Source organism: Streptomyces sp. NPDC057565 (assembly GCF_042801455.1).
In the GTDB taxonomy this organism is placed as follows: Bacteria; Actinomycetota; Actinomycetes; order Streptomycetales; family Streptomycetaceae; genus Streptomyces; species Streptomyces yanii.
This window is the reverse complement of record NZ_JBHVFU010000005.1, coordinates 92,111-108,195: the sequence shown is the minus strand read 5'-3', so window position 1 is coordinate 108,195 and position 16,085 is coordinate 92,111. Positions and strand designations below refer to the sequence as shown.

14 protein-coding genes are annotated in these 16,085 nt (G+C 71.8%); 9 read left to right on the top strand and 5 right to left on the bottom strand.

The genetic code is table 11. From position 1 onward, the window contains the following. The first annotated feature begins 185 nt into the window (after positions 1-185). On the top strand, positions 186-1,409 hold the full coding sequence (gene metK, locus ACFU8W_RS12910) for a methionine adenosyltransferase (protein ID WP_266987981.1): 1,224 nt from the start codon (positions 186-188) through the stop codon (positions 1,407-1,409). A gap of 123 nt (positions 1,410-1,532) precedes the next feature. Next, the gene (locus tag ACFU8W_RS12905; protein WP_384035551.1) at positions 1,533-3,677 is read left to right on the top strand and encodes a primosomal protein N'; all 2,145 of its coding nucleotides are present in this window, start codon (positions 1,533-1,535) and stop codon (positions 3,675-3,677) included. Between the two features lie 87 nt (positions 3,678-3,764). Here the strand turns inward: ACFU8W_RS12905 and ACFU8W_RS12900 are convergent, their stop codons facing one another. Further along, positions 3,765-4,313 carry a hypothetical protein gene (locus ACFU8W_RS12900; RefSeq protein ID WP_384035548.1) on the bottom strand — a complete coding sequence of 183 codons (549 nt, stop codon included), beginning with the start codon at positions 4,311-4,313 and terminating at the stop codon, positions 3,765-3,767. A gap of 229 nt (positions 4,314-4,542) precedes the next feature. On the opposite strand from ACFU8W_RS12900, the gene fmt reads away from it, so the two are divergent. After that, on the top strand, positions 4,543-5,475 hold the full coding sequence (fmt, locus tag ACFU8W_RS12895; RefSeq protein WP_384035545.1) for a methionyl-tRNA formyltransferase: 933 nt from the start codon (positions 4,543-4,545) through the stop codon (positions 5,473-5,475). A gap of 244 nt (positions 5,476-5,719) precedes the next feature. Here fmt and ACFU8W_RS12890 read toward each other — a convergent pair whose 3' ends face one another. Then, positions 5,720-5,956 (bottom strand): hypothetical protein, encoded by a 237-nt coding sequence (locus ACFU8W_RS12890; protein WP_384035542.1) that lies wholly within the window; start codon positions 5,954-5,956, stop codon positions 5,720-5,722. Positions 5,957-6,029: 73 nt separating this feature from the next. Between ACFU8W_RS12890 and ACFU8W_RS12885 the strand changes: the two genes are divergently transcribed. From ACFU8W_RS12885 to ACFU8W_RS12875, 3 genes are all read left to right on the top strand, one after another. Continuing rightward, the gene (locus ACFU8W_RS12885) at positions 6,030-7,463 is read left to right on the top strand and encodes an RsmB/NOP family class I SAM-dependent RNA methyltransferase (protein ID WP_384035539.1); all 1,434 of its coding nucleotides are present in this window, start codon (positions 6,030-6,032) and stop codon (positions 7,461-7,463) included. A 123-nt stretch (positions 7,464-7,586) separates the two neighbouring features. After that, a complete protein-coding gene (rpe, locus tag ACFU8W_RS12880) occupies positions 7,587-8,270 on the top strand; it encodes a ribulose-phosphate 3-epimerase (RefSeq protein WP_384035536.1) in 684 nt (227 codons plus the stop codon). A gap of 176 nt (positions 8,271-8,446) precedes the next feature. Next, positions 8,447-9,463 (top strand): sugar-binding transcriptional regulator, encoded by a 1,017-nt coding sequence (locus ACFU8W_RS12875; RefSeq protein WP_037695464.1) that lies wholly within the window; start codon positions 8,447-8,449, stop codon positions 9,461-9,463. A 146-nt stretch (positions 9,464-9,609) separates the two neighbouring features. Here the strand turns inward: ACFU8W_RS12875 and ACFU8W_RS12870 are convergent, their stop codons facing one another. Next, a complete protein-coding gene (locus tag ACFU8W_RS12870; RefSeq protein ID WP_384035533.1) occupies positions 9,610-10,665 on the bottom strand; it encodes a terpene cyclase in 1,056 nt (351 codons plus the stop codon). 306 nt (positions 10,666-10,971) lie between these two features. Here ACFU8W_RS12870 and ACFU8W_RS12865 point away from each other — a divergent pair, with 306 nt between their 5' ends. Then, the gene (locus tag ACFU8W_RS12865; protein ID WP_384035530.1) at positions 10,972-12,438 is read left to right on the top strand and encodes a GuaB1 family IMP dehydrogenase-related protein; all 1,467 of its coding nucleotides are present in this window, start codon (positions 10,972-10,974) and stop codon (positions 12,436-12,438) included. Between the two features lie 322 nt (positions 12,439-12,760). On the opposite strand, the gene ACFU8W_RS12860 is transcribed toward ACFU8W_RS12865, so the two are convergent. Beyond that, positions 12,761-13,735 (bottom strand): GDSL-type esterase/lipase family protein, encoded by a 975-nt coding sequence (locus ACFU8W_RS12860; RefSeq protein WP_384035527.1) that lies wholly within the window; start codon positions 13,733-13,735, stop codon positions 12,761-12,763. Between the two features lie 156 nt (positions 13,736-13,891). Between ACFU8W_RS12860 and ACFU8W_RS12855 the strand changes: the two genes are divergently transcribed. Further along, complete coding sequence (locus tag ACFU8W_RS12855) at positions 13,892-14,347, top strand: Lrp/AsnC family transcriptional regulator (protein ID WP_345513222.1); 456 nt, start codon at positions 13,892-13,894, stop codon at positions 14,345-14,347. 15 nt (positions 14,348-14,362) lie between these two features. Here ACFU8W_RS12855 and ACFU8W_RS12850 read toward each other — a convergent pair whose 3' ends face one another. Then, on the bottom strand, positions 14,363-14,932 hold the full coding sequence (locus ACFU8W_RS12850) for a Repetin (RefSeq protein WP_384035524.1): 570 nt from the start codon (positions 14,930-14,932) through the stop codon (positions 14,363-14,365). Between the two features lie 306 nt (positions 14,933-15,238). On the opposite strand from ACFU8W_RS12850, the gene ACFU8W_RS12845 reads away from it, so the two are divergent. After that, on the top strand, positions 15,239-16,036 hold the full coding sequence (locus ACFU8W_RS12845; RefSeq protein WP_384035522.1) for a carbon-nitrogen hydrolase family protein: 798 nt from the start codon (positions 15,239-15,241) through the stop codon (positions 16,034-16,036). Positions 16,037-16,085: the final 49 nt, after the last annotated feature.

The following is a 16,085-nucleotide window of genomic DNA, read 5'->3' as shown; positions in this document are numbered from 1 at the left end:
GCTTCTCCGGAGGGTGATTCTCGTACCGCGGACGTCAGTGCCGCAGGTCACAGAACTCCCAAAGGGCGAGACACGTGGCCCGGCAGCCGACAGCGACCGATAAACTGATGCCGGATCGTGCCGGGCGCAGCTCCCGGCCGTCCGCCAATGATCAGCCAGCAGCCGCTGCAACCCCAGGGAGCGATGTGTCCCGCCGTCTCTTCACCTCGGAATCCGTTACCGAGGGTCACCCCGACAAGATCGCTGACCAGATCAGCGACACCATTCTCGACGCCCTCCTGCGCGAGGACCCGACTTCGCGCGTCGCCGTCGAGACCTTGATCACCACCGGTCTGGTGCACGTCGCGGGTGAGGTCACGACCAAGGCCTACGCCGACATTCCGACTCTGGTGCGCAACAAGATCCTGGAGATCGGCTACGACTCCTCGAAGAAGGGCTTCGACGGCGCCTCCTGCGGTGTCTCGGTGTCCATCGGCGCGCAGTCGCCCGACATCGCTCAGGGCGTCGACACCGCCTACGAGAAGCGGGTCGAGGGTGCCTCCCGCAGGGACGAGGAGGACGAGCTCGACAAGCAGGGCGCGGGCGACCAGGGCCTGATGTTCGGCTACGCCTGCGACGAGACGCCCGAGCTCATGCCGCTCCCGATCTACATCGCGCACCGGCTCTCCCGCCGGCTGTCCGAGGTCCGCAAGAACGGGACCATCCCGTACCTGCGCCCCGACGGCAAGACCCAGGTCACCATCGAGTACGACGGCGACAAGGCTGTCCGCCTCGACACCGTCGTCGTCTCCTCGCAGCACGCCAGCGACATCGACCTGGACTCGCTGCTCGCCCCCGACATCCGCGAGTTCGTCGTCGAGCACGTCCTCTCGCAGCTGATCGAGGACGGCATCAAGCTGGACACCGACGGCTACCGGCTGCTGGTCAACCCGACCGGCCGCTTCGAGATCGGCGGCCCGATGGGTGACGCCGGACTGACCGGCCGCAAGATCATCATCGACACGTACGGTGGCATGGCCCGTCACGGCGGCGGCGCCTTCTCGGGCAAGGACCCGTCGAAGGTTGACCGCTCGGCGGCGTACGCGATGCGCTGGGTCGCCAAGAACGTCGTCGCGGCGGGCCTCGCGGCCCGTTGCGAGGTGCAGGTCGCGTACGCGATCGGCAAGGCCGAGCCGGTCGGCCTGTTCGTCGAGACGTTCGGCACCGCCGCGGTCGAGACCGAGAAGATCGAGCACGCCATCGGCGAGGTCTTCGACCTCCGCCCGGCCGCGATCATCCGCGACCTCGACCTGCTGCGTCCGATCTACGCCCAGACCGCGGCGTACGGCCACTTCGGCCGTGAGCTCCCCGACTTCACCTGGGAGCGCACGGACCGCGTGGAAGCACTGCGCAAGGCGGCCGGGCTGTAGGGCTGCCGCACTCGCTCTGTACGCCGGGGCCCGGACACCGCACGCGGTGTCCGGGCCCCGGCACGTGCGGCCGGGGCGTTCCGCCCGGGGCCGCTGTCAGTGGCGTCTGGTAGGAATTGGGCTGTGAGCAGCAACAACGAGCAGTCCGCGGAGCCCGACGGCGGGGCGCCGGAGCAGCTTGCGCTCATTCGGGAGACCGTGCGGCAGGCGAAGGTGCCGCGGGCCAAACCGCGGACCTGGCGGGGCGCCGCGCTCGCGAAGGAGCTGCCCGTCGCCCGGGTGCTGGTCAACAAGGGCGTGCTCCACCTCGACCAGTACTTCGACTACGCCGTGCCGGAGGAGCTCGACGCCGAGGCACAGCCCGGGGTGCGCGTGCGGGTGCGGTTCGGCGCCGGGGGGCGCAATGTCCGCGGTGGGCGGCGTGAGGGCGGCGGCCTCATCGACGGGTTCCTCATCGAGCGGCGTGCCGAGTCGGACTACCCGGGGGCGCTCGCCGCGCTGGCCTATGTCGTGTCGCCCGAGCCGGTGCTCGGACCCGAGCTGCTCGCTCTGTCGCGCGCGGTGGCCGACCGGTATGCCGGCAGCCTCGCCGATGTACTGCAGCTCGCCGTGCCGCCCAGGAACGGACGGGCCGAGTCCAGGCCCTCGCCGGAGCCGCTGCCGCCGCCACCTGCGCCGTCGCCCGGGAGCTGGGAGCGGTACGAGCAGGGGCCCGCGTTCCTGCGGTCACTGGCCGAGGGCGGTGCCCCCCGGGCGGTATGGACCGCGCTGCCCGGGCCGCACTGGCCCCAGGAGATCGCCAGGGCCGTGGCCGCCACGCTCGCCTCGGGGCGGGGCGCGCTCGTGGTCGTACCGGACGGGCGCACGGCGGGGCGCGTGGACTCCGCGCTCACCGAACTGCTCGGGGTGGGCCGCCATGCCCTGCTGACCGCCGAATCCGGGCCCGAGAAGCGCTACCGGGAGTGGCTTGCCGTGCGGCGCGGATCGGTGCGTGCGGTGGTCGGGACACGGGCCGCGATGTTCGCTCCGGTCGCGGACCTGGGCCTGGTCGCCGTCTGGGACGACGGGGATTCGAGCCACAGCGACGACAACGCCCCGTTCCCGCATGTCCGGGAGGTCCTGGAGCTGCGGGCCGCGCACGGCCGGTGCGCGTTCCTGCTCGGCGGCACGAGCTGCACCGTGGAGGCCGCCCAGCTGGTGGAGACGGGCTGGGCGCTGCCGCTGCGTGCGGACCGGGAGCAGCTGCGGATCGCGGCGCCGCTGGTGCGTACCGTCGGCGACGGCGAGCTGGCCCGGGACGGGGCGGCCAGGGCGGCGCGGCTGCCCAGTCTCGCCTGGCAGACCGTACGGGACGGGCTGCGCCACGGACCGGTGCTGGTCCAGGTGCCGCGTCGCGGATACGCGCCGCGGCTGGCCTGCGAGCGCTGCCGTGAACCCGCCCGGTGCCGCCACTGCGCCGGGCCGCTGGAGGCGCCGGACCAGCGGGATCTCAACTGTGCGTGGTGCGGGCGGGCCGAGACCGCCTGGCACTGCGCGGCCTGCGGATCCCAGCGGCTGAGGGCCCAGATCGTCGGCGCCCGCCGGACCGCCGAGGAACTCGGCCGGGCCTTCCCCGCCGTGCCGGTGCGGACGTCCGGCCGCGACCACATCCTGGACTCCGTGCCGGACGCGCCCGCGCTGGTCGTGAGCACCCCGGGCGCCGAACCCGTCGCCGCGGGCGGTTATGCGGCCGCGCTGCTGCTGGACGGCTGGGCGATGGTCGGCCGCCCCGATCTGCGGGCCGGCGAGGAGGCGCTGCGCCGCTGGACTGCCGCGGCCTCGCTGGTACGGGGACAGCCGGACGGCGGCACGGTGGTGATCGTCGCCGAACCGACCCTGCGGCCGGTCCAGGCGCTGGTGCGCTGGGACCCGGTCGGGCACGCCCGCCGCGAGCTGGCGGAACGCGCCGAGCTGGGTTTCCCGCCGGTGTCCCGGATGGCGTCGGTGACCGGCCTGCCGGAGGCGCTCGCGGCGTTCCTTGCCGCCGCCGAACTGCCGCCGGAGGCGGAGGTGCTCGGCCCGGTCCCGGTTCCGGGTACCGACCCCGGCAGACCCAGAAGACCGTGGGACGCGCCGCTGGGGGAGAGCTGGGAGCGGGCACTGCTCAGGGTTCCGCCGGGCAGCGGCGCCGCGCTGGCCGCCGCGCTGAAGACGGCGCAGGCCGCGCGGACGGCCCGGGGCAGCGGTGATCCGGTCCGGATCAGGATCGATCCCCCGGACATCGGCTGACCCGGCCCACCGCCCACCGGCCCGGTGGACGGCGCACATGCGACTGCCCCGCCGTGCGCCAGGCACGGTGGGGCAGAGGGGAGTCGGTCAGCCGTTGCGCGGGCCGGGGAAGACGCCGGGGCGCAGCTCCTCGCGCAGGGGCGGCCGGTCCGATGAGGGCTGCGGGGGCATGGAGCGGGCGGCGGGTACGGCGGGCAGCACCGGAGCCGTGCCGGATCCGGGCGTCACGGGCAGTGAACGCGGCGCGACGGTCTCGGCTGCCACCTCGGTGGTTCCCGGCTGCGGGGTGTTCCGGCGGGCGCCGTAGCGCCGGTGGACCGCCTGCTTGGTGACTCCGAGCGCGGAGCCCACCGCGTCCCAGGAGAAGCCCAGTGAGCGGTCGAAGTCCACTGCCGCCGTCACCAGGGTCTCGACGCTGTCGCGCAGTTCCTGGGCCAGCCTGACGGTGGGGGCCGGGGCCCTGCCGTAGACGACGAAGCCCGTGGACGGGCCGGAGCGGCGCGGACGGTAGACGTTGCCCAGCTGGGCCGTGAGCGTGCGCAGTGCGTCCACCTGCCGCCGGACCCGCTCGATGTCCCGCACCAACAGATGCAGGCTGGCCCGCGCTTGGGCGTCGTGGGTTGCGTGGTCGGCCATGAAGAAGCCTCTCGAACCGGCGTTGAAGGGGGCCGGGCCGCACCGTGGCGACCCGCTTCGGTCAATCTCTCTTGACCAACGCGTCACCCGGCGATGTGGTCACGCTCCGGGGGCGTATGCATCGAAGCGCGGGGCGTACGGTCGTGCGTACGCCCCCCTGGCGGATGGCCCATAGACTTGTGCGTTGCTCGTCACCGTACGTCTCGGCCCGAGAGGCAGTCAGCCACCCATGAAGCTCGTCTTCGCAGGCACCCCCGAGGTTGCCGTCCCCGCCCTGGACGCCCTGATCGCTTCCGACCGGCATGAGGTGGCCGCCGTCGTCACCCGGCCCGACGCCCCCGCGGGGCGCGGCCGCCGCTTGGTCGCCAGCCCCGTCGCCGAGCGCGCCGAGGAGGCCGGGATCGAGGTGCTCAAGCCCGCCCGCCCGCGTGACGAGGACTTCCTCGCGCGGCTGCGGGAGATCGCCCCGGACTGCTGTCCGGTCGTCGCGTACGGGGCGCTGCTGCCCAAGATCGCCCTCGACGTACCCGCCCGCGGCTGGGTCAACCTCCACTTCTCGCTGCTGCCCGCCTGGCGTGGCGCGGCCCCCGTCCAGCACGCGGTGATGGCCGGCGACGAGGTCACCGGCGCCTCGACCTTCCTGATCGAGGAGGGGCTCGACTCGGGCCCGGTGTACGGCGTCCTCACCGAGGAGGTGCGGCCCACGGACACCAGCGGTGATCTGCTGACCCGGCTCGCCTTCGCCGGTGCCGGGCTGCTCGCCGCGACCATGGACGGCATCGAGGACGGCACGCTGCACGCCGTGCCGCAGCCCGTGGACGGCGTCACCCTCGCACCGAAGATCGCCGTCGAGGACGCCGAGGTGCAGTGGTCCGCACCGGCGCTGAGGGTCGACCGGGTGGTGCGTGGCTGCACACCCGCCCCCGGCGCATGGACGCTCTTCCGCGGGGAACGCCTCAAGCTGGTCCAGGCCGTGCCCGTCCTGGACCGCGCCGACCTGGCGCCCGGTGAGCTGTCCGCATCCAAGAACCATGTGTACGTCGGCACCGGATCGCACGCGGTCGAGCTGCTCTGGGTCCAGCCGCAGGGCAAGAAGCCGATGCGGGCCGCGGACTGGGCGCGCGGGGTGCGGATCGTCCCGGGGGAGCTGGTGGGGATCTAGTGCCCCTCCCGGCAAGCTTTGCCCCGTCGCGCCGCCCAGCACGCACGCTCGCTGCGTTGGCCAAAAGCCCTGGTAGCTCCGCTACAAGGGCTTCCGGCCGCCTTGTGATCGCACGCACCGGACGACGCTCCTCATGGGGCAAACATTGCCGGTCACGGCACTAGGTGTGTTGTCCGGACAGGTTTGCCGGGCGTCGCGAGCCGGTGGACCTTTCCGGTCGCAGTACTAGCGCCCCTCCCGGCACTCAGGCGGTCGCGTTGCCGGGGACGAGGCCGCCGTTCACGGCCCGTGTCCGGAGCCTGTGGTGCCACTCATCGGCGCCCGGAGCGGGCTCGGTGGTCAGCACCGGGTTCGGACCGGTCTCGATGAGGTGCAGCAGCGACCACGCGATGCCGTAGCAGTCGTCGGGCCCGAAGCAGGCCACCAGCGCCTTCGCCTCCTCCGCCGTGACCGGTCGGGAGAAGGCGTCCCGGCAGCTCACTCAGCCACTGTCCCGGTACGGAGGGATTACGCTGGGAGGATTCGCCCCTCACCATCAGCGGAGCACCTTTCACGTGAACGACCAGCAGCGTCGCCGTCCCGCCAAGCCGCATCGCCGGCCCAAGAAGGACCCGGTCCGGTTCCTCGCCTTCGAGGCGCTCAGGGCCGTCGACGAACGCGACGCGTACGCCAACCTCGTCCTGCCCCCACTGCTGAAGAAGGCACGGGCCAAGGGCGACTTCGACGCCAGGGACGCGGCGCTGGCGACCGAACTGGTCTATGGGACGCTGCGCCGCCAGGGCACATACGACGCGATCGTCGCGGCCTGCATCGACCGGCCGCTGCGCGAGGTCGACCCGCCGGTCCTCGACGTGCTCAACATGGGCGTGCACCAGCTGCTCGGCACCCGTATCCCCACCCACGCCGCCGTCTCCGCCAGCGTGGAGCTGGCCCGGGTGGTGCTCGGTGAAGGGCGCGCCAAGTTCGTCAACGCCGTGTTGCGGAAGGTCGCCGCGGACGACCTCGACGGCTGGGTGGCGCGTGTCGCCCCGTCGTACGACGAGGACGCCGAGGACCACCTGGCTGTCGTGCACTCGCATCCGCGCTGGATCGTCTCCGCGCTCTGGGATGCGCTGGGTGGCGGCCGCGCCGGGATCGAGGACCTCCTCGAAGCCGACAACGAGCGGCCCGAGGTCACCCTCGTCGCCCGCCCCGGCCGCTCCACCACCGAGGAACTGCTCACGGCCCTCGGCGACGAGAACGGCCTCCCCGGTCGCTGGTCCCCCTATGCCGTAAGGATGGCGGAGGGCGGCGAGCCCGGCGCCCTGGGCGCCGTGCAGGAGGGCCGCGCCGGGGTCCAGGACGAGGGCAGCCAGCTGGTGGCCACCGCCCTCGCCAATGCGCCGGTGGAGGGCAGCGACAGCCGCTGGCTGGACGGGTGCGCCGGACCGGGTGGCAAGGCCGCCCTGCTCGCGGCCCTCGCCGCCGAACGCGGAGCCGCCCTGCTGGCCGCCGAGAAGCAGCCGCACCGGGCCCGTCTCGTGGAGCGGGCGCTGGTCGGCAACCCCGGCCCGTACCAGGTGATCACCGCCGACGGCACCCGCCCGCCGTGGCAGCCCGGCGTCTTCGACCGGGTCCTGATGGACGTACCGTGCTCGGGCCTCGGCGCGCTGCGCCGCCGCCCGGAGTCCCGCTGGCGCCGCCGCGCCGAGGACCTGGAGAACTTCGCGCCGCTGCAACGCGGTCTCCTGCGGGAGGCGTTGAAGGCCGTGCGGATCGGCGGCATCGTCGGTTACGCGACCTGCTCGCCGCATCTCGCGGAGACCCGGGTGGTGGTCGACGACGTACTCAAGGGACGGGGCGGTGAACCGGTCGAGGCGGAGTGGGTGGACGCGCGTCCGCTGATGCCGGGTGTGCCCGCGCTGGGCGACGGACCCGACGTCCAGCTGTGGCCGCACCTGCACGGCACGGACGCGATGTACCTCGCGCTGCTGCGTCGTACGGCCTGACGGCACCCTTCCGGGGCCTTGGTGCGGGCCGATTCGCCGGGATTGCGCGAACTGTAATGATCCCGTGAGGCTTTGGGGCGCACCGAGGCAGGGAAGCGCCGCGGAACGTGGCAGGCTTGGCACATGGCCCAGATCAACCCGAGCATCCTGTCCGCCGACTTCGCCCGTCTCGCCGAGGAGGCGACGGCCGTCGAAGGCGCCGACTGGCTCCACGTCGACGTGATGGACAACCACTTCGTGCCCAACCTGACCCTCGGCGTGCCGATCGTGGAATCGCTGAGCCGGGCCACGGACACGCCGCTGGACTGCCATCTGATGATCGAGGACCCGGACCGCTGGGCGCCGCAGTACGTCGAGGCGGGTGCCGGTTCCGTCACCTTCCACGTGGAGGCCGCGGCGGCGCCCGTACGGCTGGCGCGGGAGATCCGGACCAAGGGCGCCCGCGCCTCGATGGCGCTCAAGCCGGCGACGCCCATCGAGCCGTACGAGGACCTGCTGCCCGAGCTCGACATGCTGCTGATCATGACGGTGGAGCCGGGTTTCGGCGGCCAGGCCTTCCTCGACATCATGCTGCCGAAGATCCGCCGCACCCGTGAGCTGATCTCCAAGCACGGTCTGGAGCTGTGGCTGCAGGTCGACGGTGGCGTCTCGGAGTCGACCATCGAGCGGTGCGCCGAGGCCGGCGCGGACGTCTTCGTCGCCGGCTCGGCGGTGTACGGGGCCAATGACCCGGCCGAGGCGGTACGCGCTCTGCGTACCAAGGCGGACGGGACCATCGCTTCGGCGGCCTGGGCGTGCAACCACTGAAGCCGGCGGGGACGTCGGCAGTGACGACAGGACCGACTCCGGCCCCCGATTGCCGGTCGGCCCGGCCACGTGCAGATGAACGCGGTCCGACGGGACCGATCAAGGATTGCCGTATCTGACAGGATGAACGGCGTATCGAGCGTGTGAACAGCAGTGAGGAGATCGCGGTGTCTGCAATGTCGGCGGGCAGGTCCGCCCTGCGGATGGGGCCCGCGGAGCTGGTGCAGGCGGCGGCCATGGCCCGTCGCTTCTACCTTGAGGGGAAGTCGAAGATCCAGATCGCCGAGGAGTTCGGCGTCAGCCGCTTCAAGGTGGCCCGGGTCCTGGAGACAGCCCTTGAGCGTGACCTCGTACGGATCGAGATCCGGGTCCCCGCAGAACTGGACGCGGAGCGCTCCGACGCGCTGCGGGCCCGCTACGGGCTGCGGCATGCGGTCGTCGTCGAATCTCCGGCAGAGGAGGAGGACGACGCCCCGGACCCGGAGAACCTGGGCGAGGTCGCGGCCGACCTCCTGGGCGAACTGGTGAACGAGGGCGATGTGCTCGGCCTGGCCTGGGGCCGGTCCACCATTCACATGGCGGCGGCCCTCGACCGGCTGCCGCCGTGCACGGTCGTCCAGCTGACCGGGGTGTACGACGCGGGAACGGCCGAGCGCGGCTCGGTCGAGGCGGTCCGCAGGGCCGCCCAGGTGTCCGGCGGCGAGGCCCACCCGATCTATGCGCCGATGCTGCTGCCCGACCCGGCCACGGCCGCCGCGCTGCGTCACCAGACCGGCATCGCCCGTGCCTTCGAATACTTCGACAAGGTGACGGTCGCCGCGGTCTCCATCGGCTCGTGGGAGCCGGGTATCTCCACCGTCCACGACATGCTCACGGACGAGGAGCGGGCGCACTACGCGTCGCTGGGCGTCGCCGCCGAGATGTCCGCCCACCTCTTCGACACGGAAGGGCGCCGGGTCGGCCGCGACCTGGGGGAGCGGTGCATCACGGTCGAGGCGGACCGGCTGCGCCGGATCCCCGAGGTGGTGGCGATCGCGGGCGGCCAGCGCAAGGCGGCGGCGATCGGGGCGGTCCTGCGGTCCGGTCTGGTCACCAGCCTGGTGACGGACACGGCCGCTGCCGACTATCTGCTGACGGAGTCGGCGGCGCCGCAGCGGCCCGCGCTGGAGCGTGCCGACCCGGACGGCGATTAGGGCCTCTCGTTCGGATCAGGCCGGCTCGCGGGGGCCGGCACGCACCTCTGCGGCGTCGTCGCGAGGACGAAGGGCCAGGAGGAAAGCCGGGTGCGGCACGCGCACCCGGCTTTCTCCGTACTGTCCTGCTCTTTTCTGCGTGATCGTCAGCCGACGCGTCCCTCGGCCCCGCAGTCGGCGGGTTCCGGTCCGATGCCCAGGACCGTCGCCTCCAGGTACTGCTCCGGCGCCTTGTACTGGTTGACGTCGGCCGGGTTGTAGCGCGGGGTCTGCCGCGACCAGTCCAGGTTGCCGCGCATCCAGCTCCGCATCCCGTCCAGGTAGGGGAGGAGCATCCCGGACAGCTGGGGGTGGGCCATGAGCAGTTCGCCTTCGGCCGCCAGGAAGCGCTCGGTCTCGGTGGCGATCTCCGCGCAGACGTGTTCGAGCGCCTGCTGCTTTCCGTAACCGCGATGGTGCCGGACCAGATGGACGAGGTTGTGGATCTCGCCGAGCACCTGTTCCTTCTCGTACGAGTACACGTCGTTGGCCCAGCACACGACGTTGCACGAGGTTTCCACGGCGACGATGAACCGGGGATCGTTGTGGATCGACTCGGGCGCCTCGATGCCGGCCACGATCTCGATCAGGTCCATGCAGACATGTATCGCGCCGGTGTGCCGCCGCTTGGCGATGTAGGTGTCCTCGGACGGCACGACACCGTCCGCCCGGTTCCCCGCCTCCCAGGTGGTGGCCGTGGTGAGGTAGGTGACCAGGTGCCAGGCGAAGCGCCGGAGCCAGTGCGCCGCCGCGTTCGGCGTCGTACGTTCCCACAGGTCGACCAGGGCGACCACGGCGGCCGGGAGGTTCTCGTCCGGCAGCGGGCCGGTTCCGGTGCCCTCGACCACGCTGCGCATCAGAGTGACGACGTCCCGCACCCGCTCCGGGCTGCGGCCGAGATGGCCGTCGTCGAGCTGGTCGTCGACGAGAAACAGCCACACGAACCAGTCGGCGACGAGGTCGAGATTGTGCTCATTTGCGGTCGGGTACACCATGCCGACAAAGGCGCCGAAGTCGGCTTGCTCGAAGCGCTCCCTGGCTGAATCGCGGTGCACCAGGCCGGTGTTGCGCGTCCATTTGTCGAGGTGTTCACGGGTGTGCGCGACGTGCGGATTCGTCCGCTGGGGGAACGGGCAGTAAATGTCCGGCAGTTCGTTCTCCACGGGCGGGCCTGGATCCTCTCCGGTCGTACGTATGACGGAAGTTGGGGCCGTTCCACCTGTTTCTCGGGACATTGTCGTGGCCCGCGGGACCTGCGCATTTGAAGCTACCCGACCCCTTGTCGCCAGGTCCAGGGAAGATGATCGCGAATGGTTCGCATGCCATTCGGGTAGGGTCCCCCGGCAAGGCAGGTTTCACTTGCCCGGGGCTCCCGCACTCGCTCCCTGGAGGAATGTACGAACGCGGGGGTCATTTGCTGTGTCTTCGTGGCAGCGACCTGCGCCATTTCGCGTGAAAATATGAGTGTTATGCGTTTTCTTGAACCCGGCACCGGTCGATATACACAGTCCCCCGCGGTCCCGTACGACCTCACGTACGACGATGTCTTCATGGTTCCGGGCCGCTCAGCGGTCGGTTCCCGCCAGGGGGTCGACCTCTCCTCGCCGGACGGATCCGGCACGACCATCCCGCTCGTCGTCGCCAACATGACGGCGATCGCGGGCCGCCGGATGGCCGAAACGATCGCCCGCCGCGGCGGTCTGGTCGTCATTCCGCAGGACATCCCGATCGATGTCGTCACCGACGTCATCTCCTGGGTGAAGACGCGCCACCTCGTGCTCGACACGCCGATCGTGCTCGCCCCGGGCCAGACGGTCGCCGACGCCCTGTCCCTGCTCCCGAAGCGTGCCCACGGCGCGGGCGTCGTCGTCGACGAGGAGCAGCGGCCCGTCGGTGTCGTCACCGACCACGACCTGACCGGTGTCGACCGCTTCACCCAGCTCTCCGTGGTCATGTCCAAGGACCTCGTGCTGCTCGACGCGGACATCGACCCGCGCGACGCGTTCAACAAGCTCGACGGCGCCAACCGCAAGCTCGCCCCGGCGGTCGACGCGGACGGCCGGCTCGTCGGCATCCTCACCCGCAAGGCTGCGCTCCGCGCCACGCTCTACACCCCGGCCACCGACGCCGACGGCAGGCTGCGGATAGCCGCCGCCGTCGGGATCAACGGCGATGTCGCGGGCAAGGCCAAGCAACTCCTCGACGCGGGCGTCGACACGCTCGTCGTCGACACCGCGCACGGCCACCAGGAGTCCATGATCAGCGCGGTCCGCGCGGTTCGGGCGCTCGACCCGCAGGTGCCGATCGTCGCGGGCAACGTCGTCGCCGCCGAGGGCGTGCGCGACCTCATCGAGGCCGGCGCGGACATCATCAAGGTCGGGGTCGGCCCCGGTGCCATGTGCACCACGCGGATGATGACCGGTGTCGGACGGCCGCAGTTCTCCGCGGTGCTGGAGTGCGCCGCCGAGGCGAAGAGGCACGGCAAGCACGTGTGGGCCGACGGCGGCGTCCGCCACCCGCGCGATGTCGCCATGGCGCTCGCCGCGGGCGCGTCCAATGTGATGATCGGCTCCTGGTTCGCCGGTACGTACGAGTCGCCCGGCGACCTCCAGCAGTCCGCCGACGGCCGGTACTACAAGGAGTCCTTCGGTATGGCGTCCGCGCGCGCCGTGAAGAACCGTACGTCGGACGAGTCCGCGTACGACCGGGCCCGCAAGGCGCTCTTCGAAGAGGGCATCTCCACCTCGCGGATGTTCCTGGACCCGGTCCGTCCCGGCGTCGAGGACCTGATCGACTCGATCATCGCGGGCGTCCGCTCCTCCTGCACATACGCCGGTGCGGCGTCCCTGGAGGAGTTTGCCGAGAAGGCGGTCGTCGGTGTGCAGAGTGCCGCCGGTTACGCCGAGGGCAAGCCGCTGCACGCCAGCTGGAGCTAGTGCCGTGACCGGCAATGCTTGCCCCATGCGGAGCGTTGTCCGGTGCGTGCGATCGCCAAGGGCCGGGTCGGGGAGCGGCTGACGCCGCCGCGATGCGTGCAGCCGCAAGGCCGGGGCGGGAGCCCACGCGAAGGGGGTCCCCGGGGGCTCGAGGGCCTGAGGGTCATGGGGAGTCGGCGACCGACGACAACGCCGCAGAGGTGCGCGCCGGACCCCGCGGGCCCAGCATGATCCACACGAGGGGCCCTGGGTGTGCTGACCCGCAGGGTCGTTCACAAGGGCTGCGTCCGGGCCGCTGGTGCGGCCCGGACGTTCTCCGTCGTCAGCGGACGTACGGGGTGAGGGCATCTGCGACCGCCGCCGCCAGCAGGGCGTGGCCGCTGTCGTCCGGGTGGAGGCCGTCCACCAGGTGTTCCGGGCCCAGGACGTCCCGTCCCGGCAGCACCGACAGCCGGGCGTCCCCCGCCCGGACGAGGCTCGCGCCGGCCCGCTCCAGCGCCGTCCGCAGCTCGGACAGCGTGGCTCCGAGGGCGTTCGGGGTGTCCTCCGCGTCCGGGCGCAGAAGCGGGGAGACCAGCAGGATCGGCGTCCCCGGGTGGCCCGCGCGCACCAGGGCGACGAAGGCGCGCACCGTCTCGTACAGCAGCGGCGCCGAGAAGGGTACCGACGACCAGCAGTTCGTACCGAAGGCCAGCGTCAGCAGATCGGCCGGGAGCCCGGCGATCTGCTCGGCGACGCACAACTCCCCGCGCGCCGAACCCGCGTATCCCAGGTTGACCGGGTCGAGGCCCAGCGTGCGGCCCGCCACCGCGGGCCAGGCGTGGGCGGGGCGCGTCGACCACCAGCCCTCGGTGATCGAGTCCCCGTGGACCACCCACCGCGGCCGCGCCGGGGCGGGCAGCAGGGCCCCGCCCACCGCCCGCAGCCCCAGGATCGCCGGGCCCAGCGTCTCCGGCAGATGGACGGTGAACGGGCCTTCCCCCGGCGGGAGTCCGATCACGGTGACGGCCTCCTCGGCGGGCCCGGCGAGGACCTCCGCCACACACTGCCCGCTCTGCCACAGGGCGAAGAGCCCGGCCCGGCCGTCCGCCGCGCCCCGGGCCGCGGCGCGGTAGCGGATCTCCACCGCACGCGCTCCCGGAGCCAGGAACTCCAGCCGGACTCCGGTCGGCAGCAGCGCCCGCTCCGCGGTGTCCCACGGCAGCCGCGCCAGATCGGCCGGGTCGGCCCGGACCGGGCACACGCCGTCCCGCCAGGCGACACCTCGCAGGAAGGGGTCGGGGTCGAGCCAGGTCATCGGAGCTCCATTCGCCGGGTACGCACTCCACCCCTACCCCCGTCGCACCGCGCCGACGTCCGTACGGCCCCGCCCACCACCACGTGTTCTACTTCGGTTGCGGCACCGTGCTGCCGACGCCCCGACCGGCCATCGCAGAGAAGTGATCCACCTGAAGTGCGACTGAACGATCTCGACGAACGCATCGTCCACGCCCTCGCCGAGGACGCCCGCCGCTCCTACGCCGACATCGGCGCGATCATCGGCCTGTCCGCGCCCGCGGTGAAACGCCGGGTCGACCGGTTGCGTGCGGAGGGGGCCATCACCGGATTCACCGTGCGGGTGGACCCGGCGGCGCTCGGCTGGGAGACCGAGGGCTTCATCGAGATCTACTGCAGCCGCAACACCTCCCCGGAAGCGATCAAGAACGGCCTGGCGCGCTACCCCGAGATCGCCTCGGCCTCCACGGTCACCGGGGAGGCCGACGCGATCGTGCAGGTCTTCGCCGCCGACATGCGCCACTTCGAGCAGGTGCTGGAGCGGATCGCGGGCGAGCCGTATGTGGAGCGAACCAAGTCCGTGCTGGTGCTGTCACCGCTGCTGCGGCGGTACTCCTCGGGGACGCCGGGCTGATCCGGCGGGCGGGCGTCAGCTCTTCTGCTCGTACTCCGGGTGCCAGGGCAGCACCGTGAAGTCGCCTGTGCCCGCCTGGACCTTCTCGAACGGGGCCGAGGACATGCACGGGGGCAGGTGGTCCTCCGCCTCCTGGTTCAGCCAGCTGTACCCCAGCCGGTCGTGGCTGCCCAGGTCATGGACCGACATGCCGACCCGCTTGCCCTTGATGCCGATGTCGGTCGCCGTGATGACACCGGTGACCACGGCCACCTTGCCGCCGGTGACCAGACAGTCCACCGAGCCCTCGGCCCAGCCGGACGTGCCGTTCGGGAAGACGTGGCGGAAACGGAAGGTGCCGTACGCCTGCTCCGGGTCCATGGTGTCCTTCGCGGCGAGGTGGGCGTCGAAGGTGAAGGTGATGTCGTCCCCGGCCGGGCGGTGCAGCTTCGCCGTACCGGTCAGGGCTGCCGCTTCCCGCTGCCCACTCGCAGTTCCGGGGGCCCGGTCGCCGAGCGCCGCTGCCGAGCCGGCGGCGCCCGCGGTGATCAGCAGCGCCGCTGCGATCGCGGCGAGCCGGGTTCGGATGTGCACGATGCGATTCATGACAGGCCTTCCGTAGGGCGGAGCGGGAGTCGCTCGGACGGCTCCCACTCTTCCGGCGGGACCGCCGCCGCACATCGCGCCGAGGTCCCCGTCCGCTCTCCGCCGCGCGGCGGGAACCCACTCCGACCCGAGACCGATATCACCCCTGTGACCTGCGCAGACGCTCCACGCAACGAATCACCGCCGGACCGGCGAATTGCGCAATGGATCGACGGTCGGCGCGCAACGCTCGCGCCTTGTCCGGCCGGATTACCGGCCCGTACCGTCTATACGTCCCCGCCCCGCCCGCACTGCCCGAGGTCAGCCATGCCGCCGTTGCGCACCGCCCTGCTCCAGAGCTCCGGACGTCCGGGCTCGGTGGCCGAGAACATCAAGACCCTCGACGAGGCGGCAGAGCGCGCGGCAGCCGCCGGGGCGCGGCTGCTCGTCTGCCCCGAGCTGTTCCTGACCGGGTACGCCATCGGCGACGACGTACCCCTGCTGGCCGAGCCCGCCGACGGCGCCTCCGCGCAGACCGTCGCCTCCATCGCCGTACGGCACGGGCTCGCGGTCCTCTACGGATACCCGGAGCGCGCGGACGAGCTGATCTTCAACTCCGCGCAACTGATCGGCCCCGACGGCACCCGGCTCGCCAACTACCGCAAGACCCATCTCTTCGGCTGCTTCGAGCAGCAGTGGTTCACCCCCGGCGAGCAGACCGTCGTCCAGACCGAACTGGACGGCGTACGCATCGGGATCATGATCTGTTACGACGTCGAGTTCCCCGAGAACGTACGGGCGCACGCCCTCGCCGCCACCGATCTGCTGCTGGTGCCGACCGCGCAGATGCACCCCTTCCAGTTCGTCCCCGAGTCCGTCGTGCCGGTCCGCGCCTTCGAGAACCAGATGTATGTCGCGTACGTCAACAGGACCGGTCCGGAAGGCGAGTTCGAGTTCGTCGGGCTGAGCTGTCTGGCCGGCCCCGACGGCACGGTCCGCACCCGTGCCGGACGTGGTGAGGAACTCGTGATCGGCGAGGTCGACCCGGAGTTCCTGAGCGCGTCCCGCGCCGCCAACCCGTATCTGCAGGACCGCCGGCCCGGTCTGTACGGCTCCCTCGTCTGAGTCCTCCGCGCCCTCTCTCTTCCCCTGCCCTCGCAAGGAGTCCCCACCC

Bases quoted from the DNA above. Each gene is read 5' to 3' on its own strand.
- ACFU8W_RS12860 (WP_384035527.1), bottom strand. From the start codon at position 13,735: ATGACCTGGCTCGACCCCGACCCCTTCCTGCGAGGTGTCGCCTGGCGG.
- fmt (WP_384035545.1), top strand. From the start codon at position 4,543: ATGAAGCTCGTCTTCGCAGGCACCCCCGAGGTTGCCGTCCCCGCCCTG.
- ACFU8W_RS12875 (WP_037695464.1), top strand. From the start codon at position 8,447: ATGTCGGCGGGCAGGTCCGCCCTGCGGATGGGGCCCGCGGAGCTGGTG.
- ACFU8W_RS12850 (WP_384035524.1), bottom strand. From the start codon at position 14,932: ATGAATCGCATCGTGCACATCCGAACCCGGCTCGCCGCGATCGCAGCG.
- rpe (WP_384035536.1), top strand. From the start codon at position 7,587: ATGGCCCAGATCAACCCGAGCATCCTGTCCGCCGACTTCGCCCGTCTC.
- ACFU8W_RS12900 (WP_384035548.1), bottom strand. From the start codon at position 4,313: ATGGCCGACCACGCAACCCACGACGCCCAAGCGCGGGCCAGCCTGCAT.
- ACFU8W_RS12845 (WP_384035522.1), top strand. From the start codon at position 15,239: ATGCCGCCGTTGCGCACCGCCCTGCTCCAGAGCTCCGGACGTCCGGGC.
- ACFU8W_RS12865 (WP_384035530.1), top strand. From the start codon at position 10,972: ATGCGTTTTCTTGAACCCGGCACCGGTCGATATACACAGTCCCCCGCG.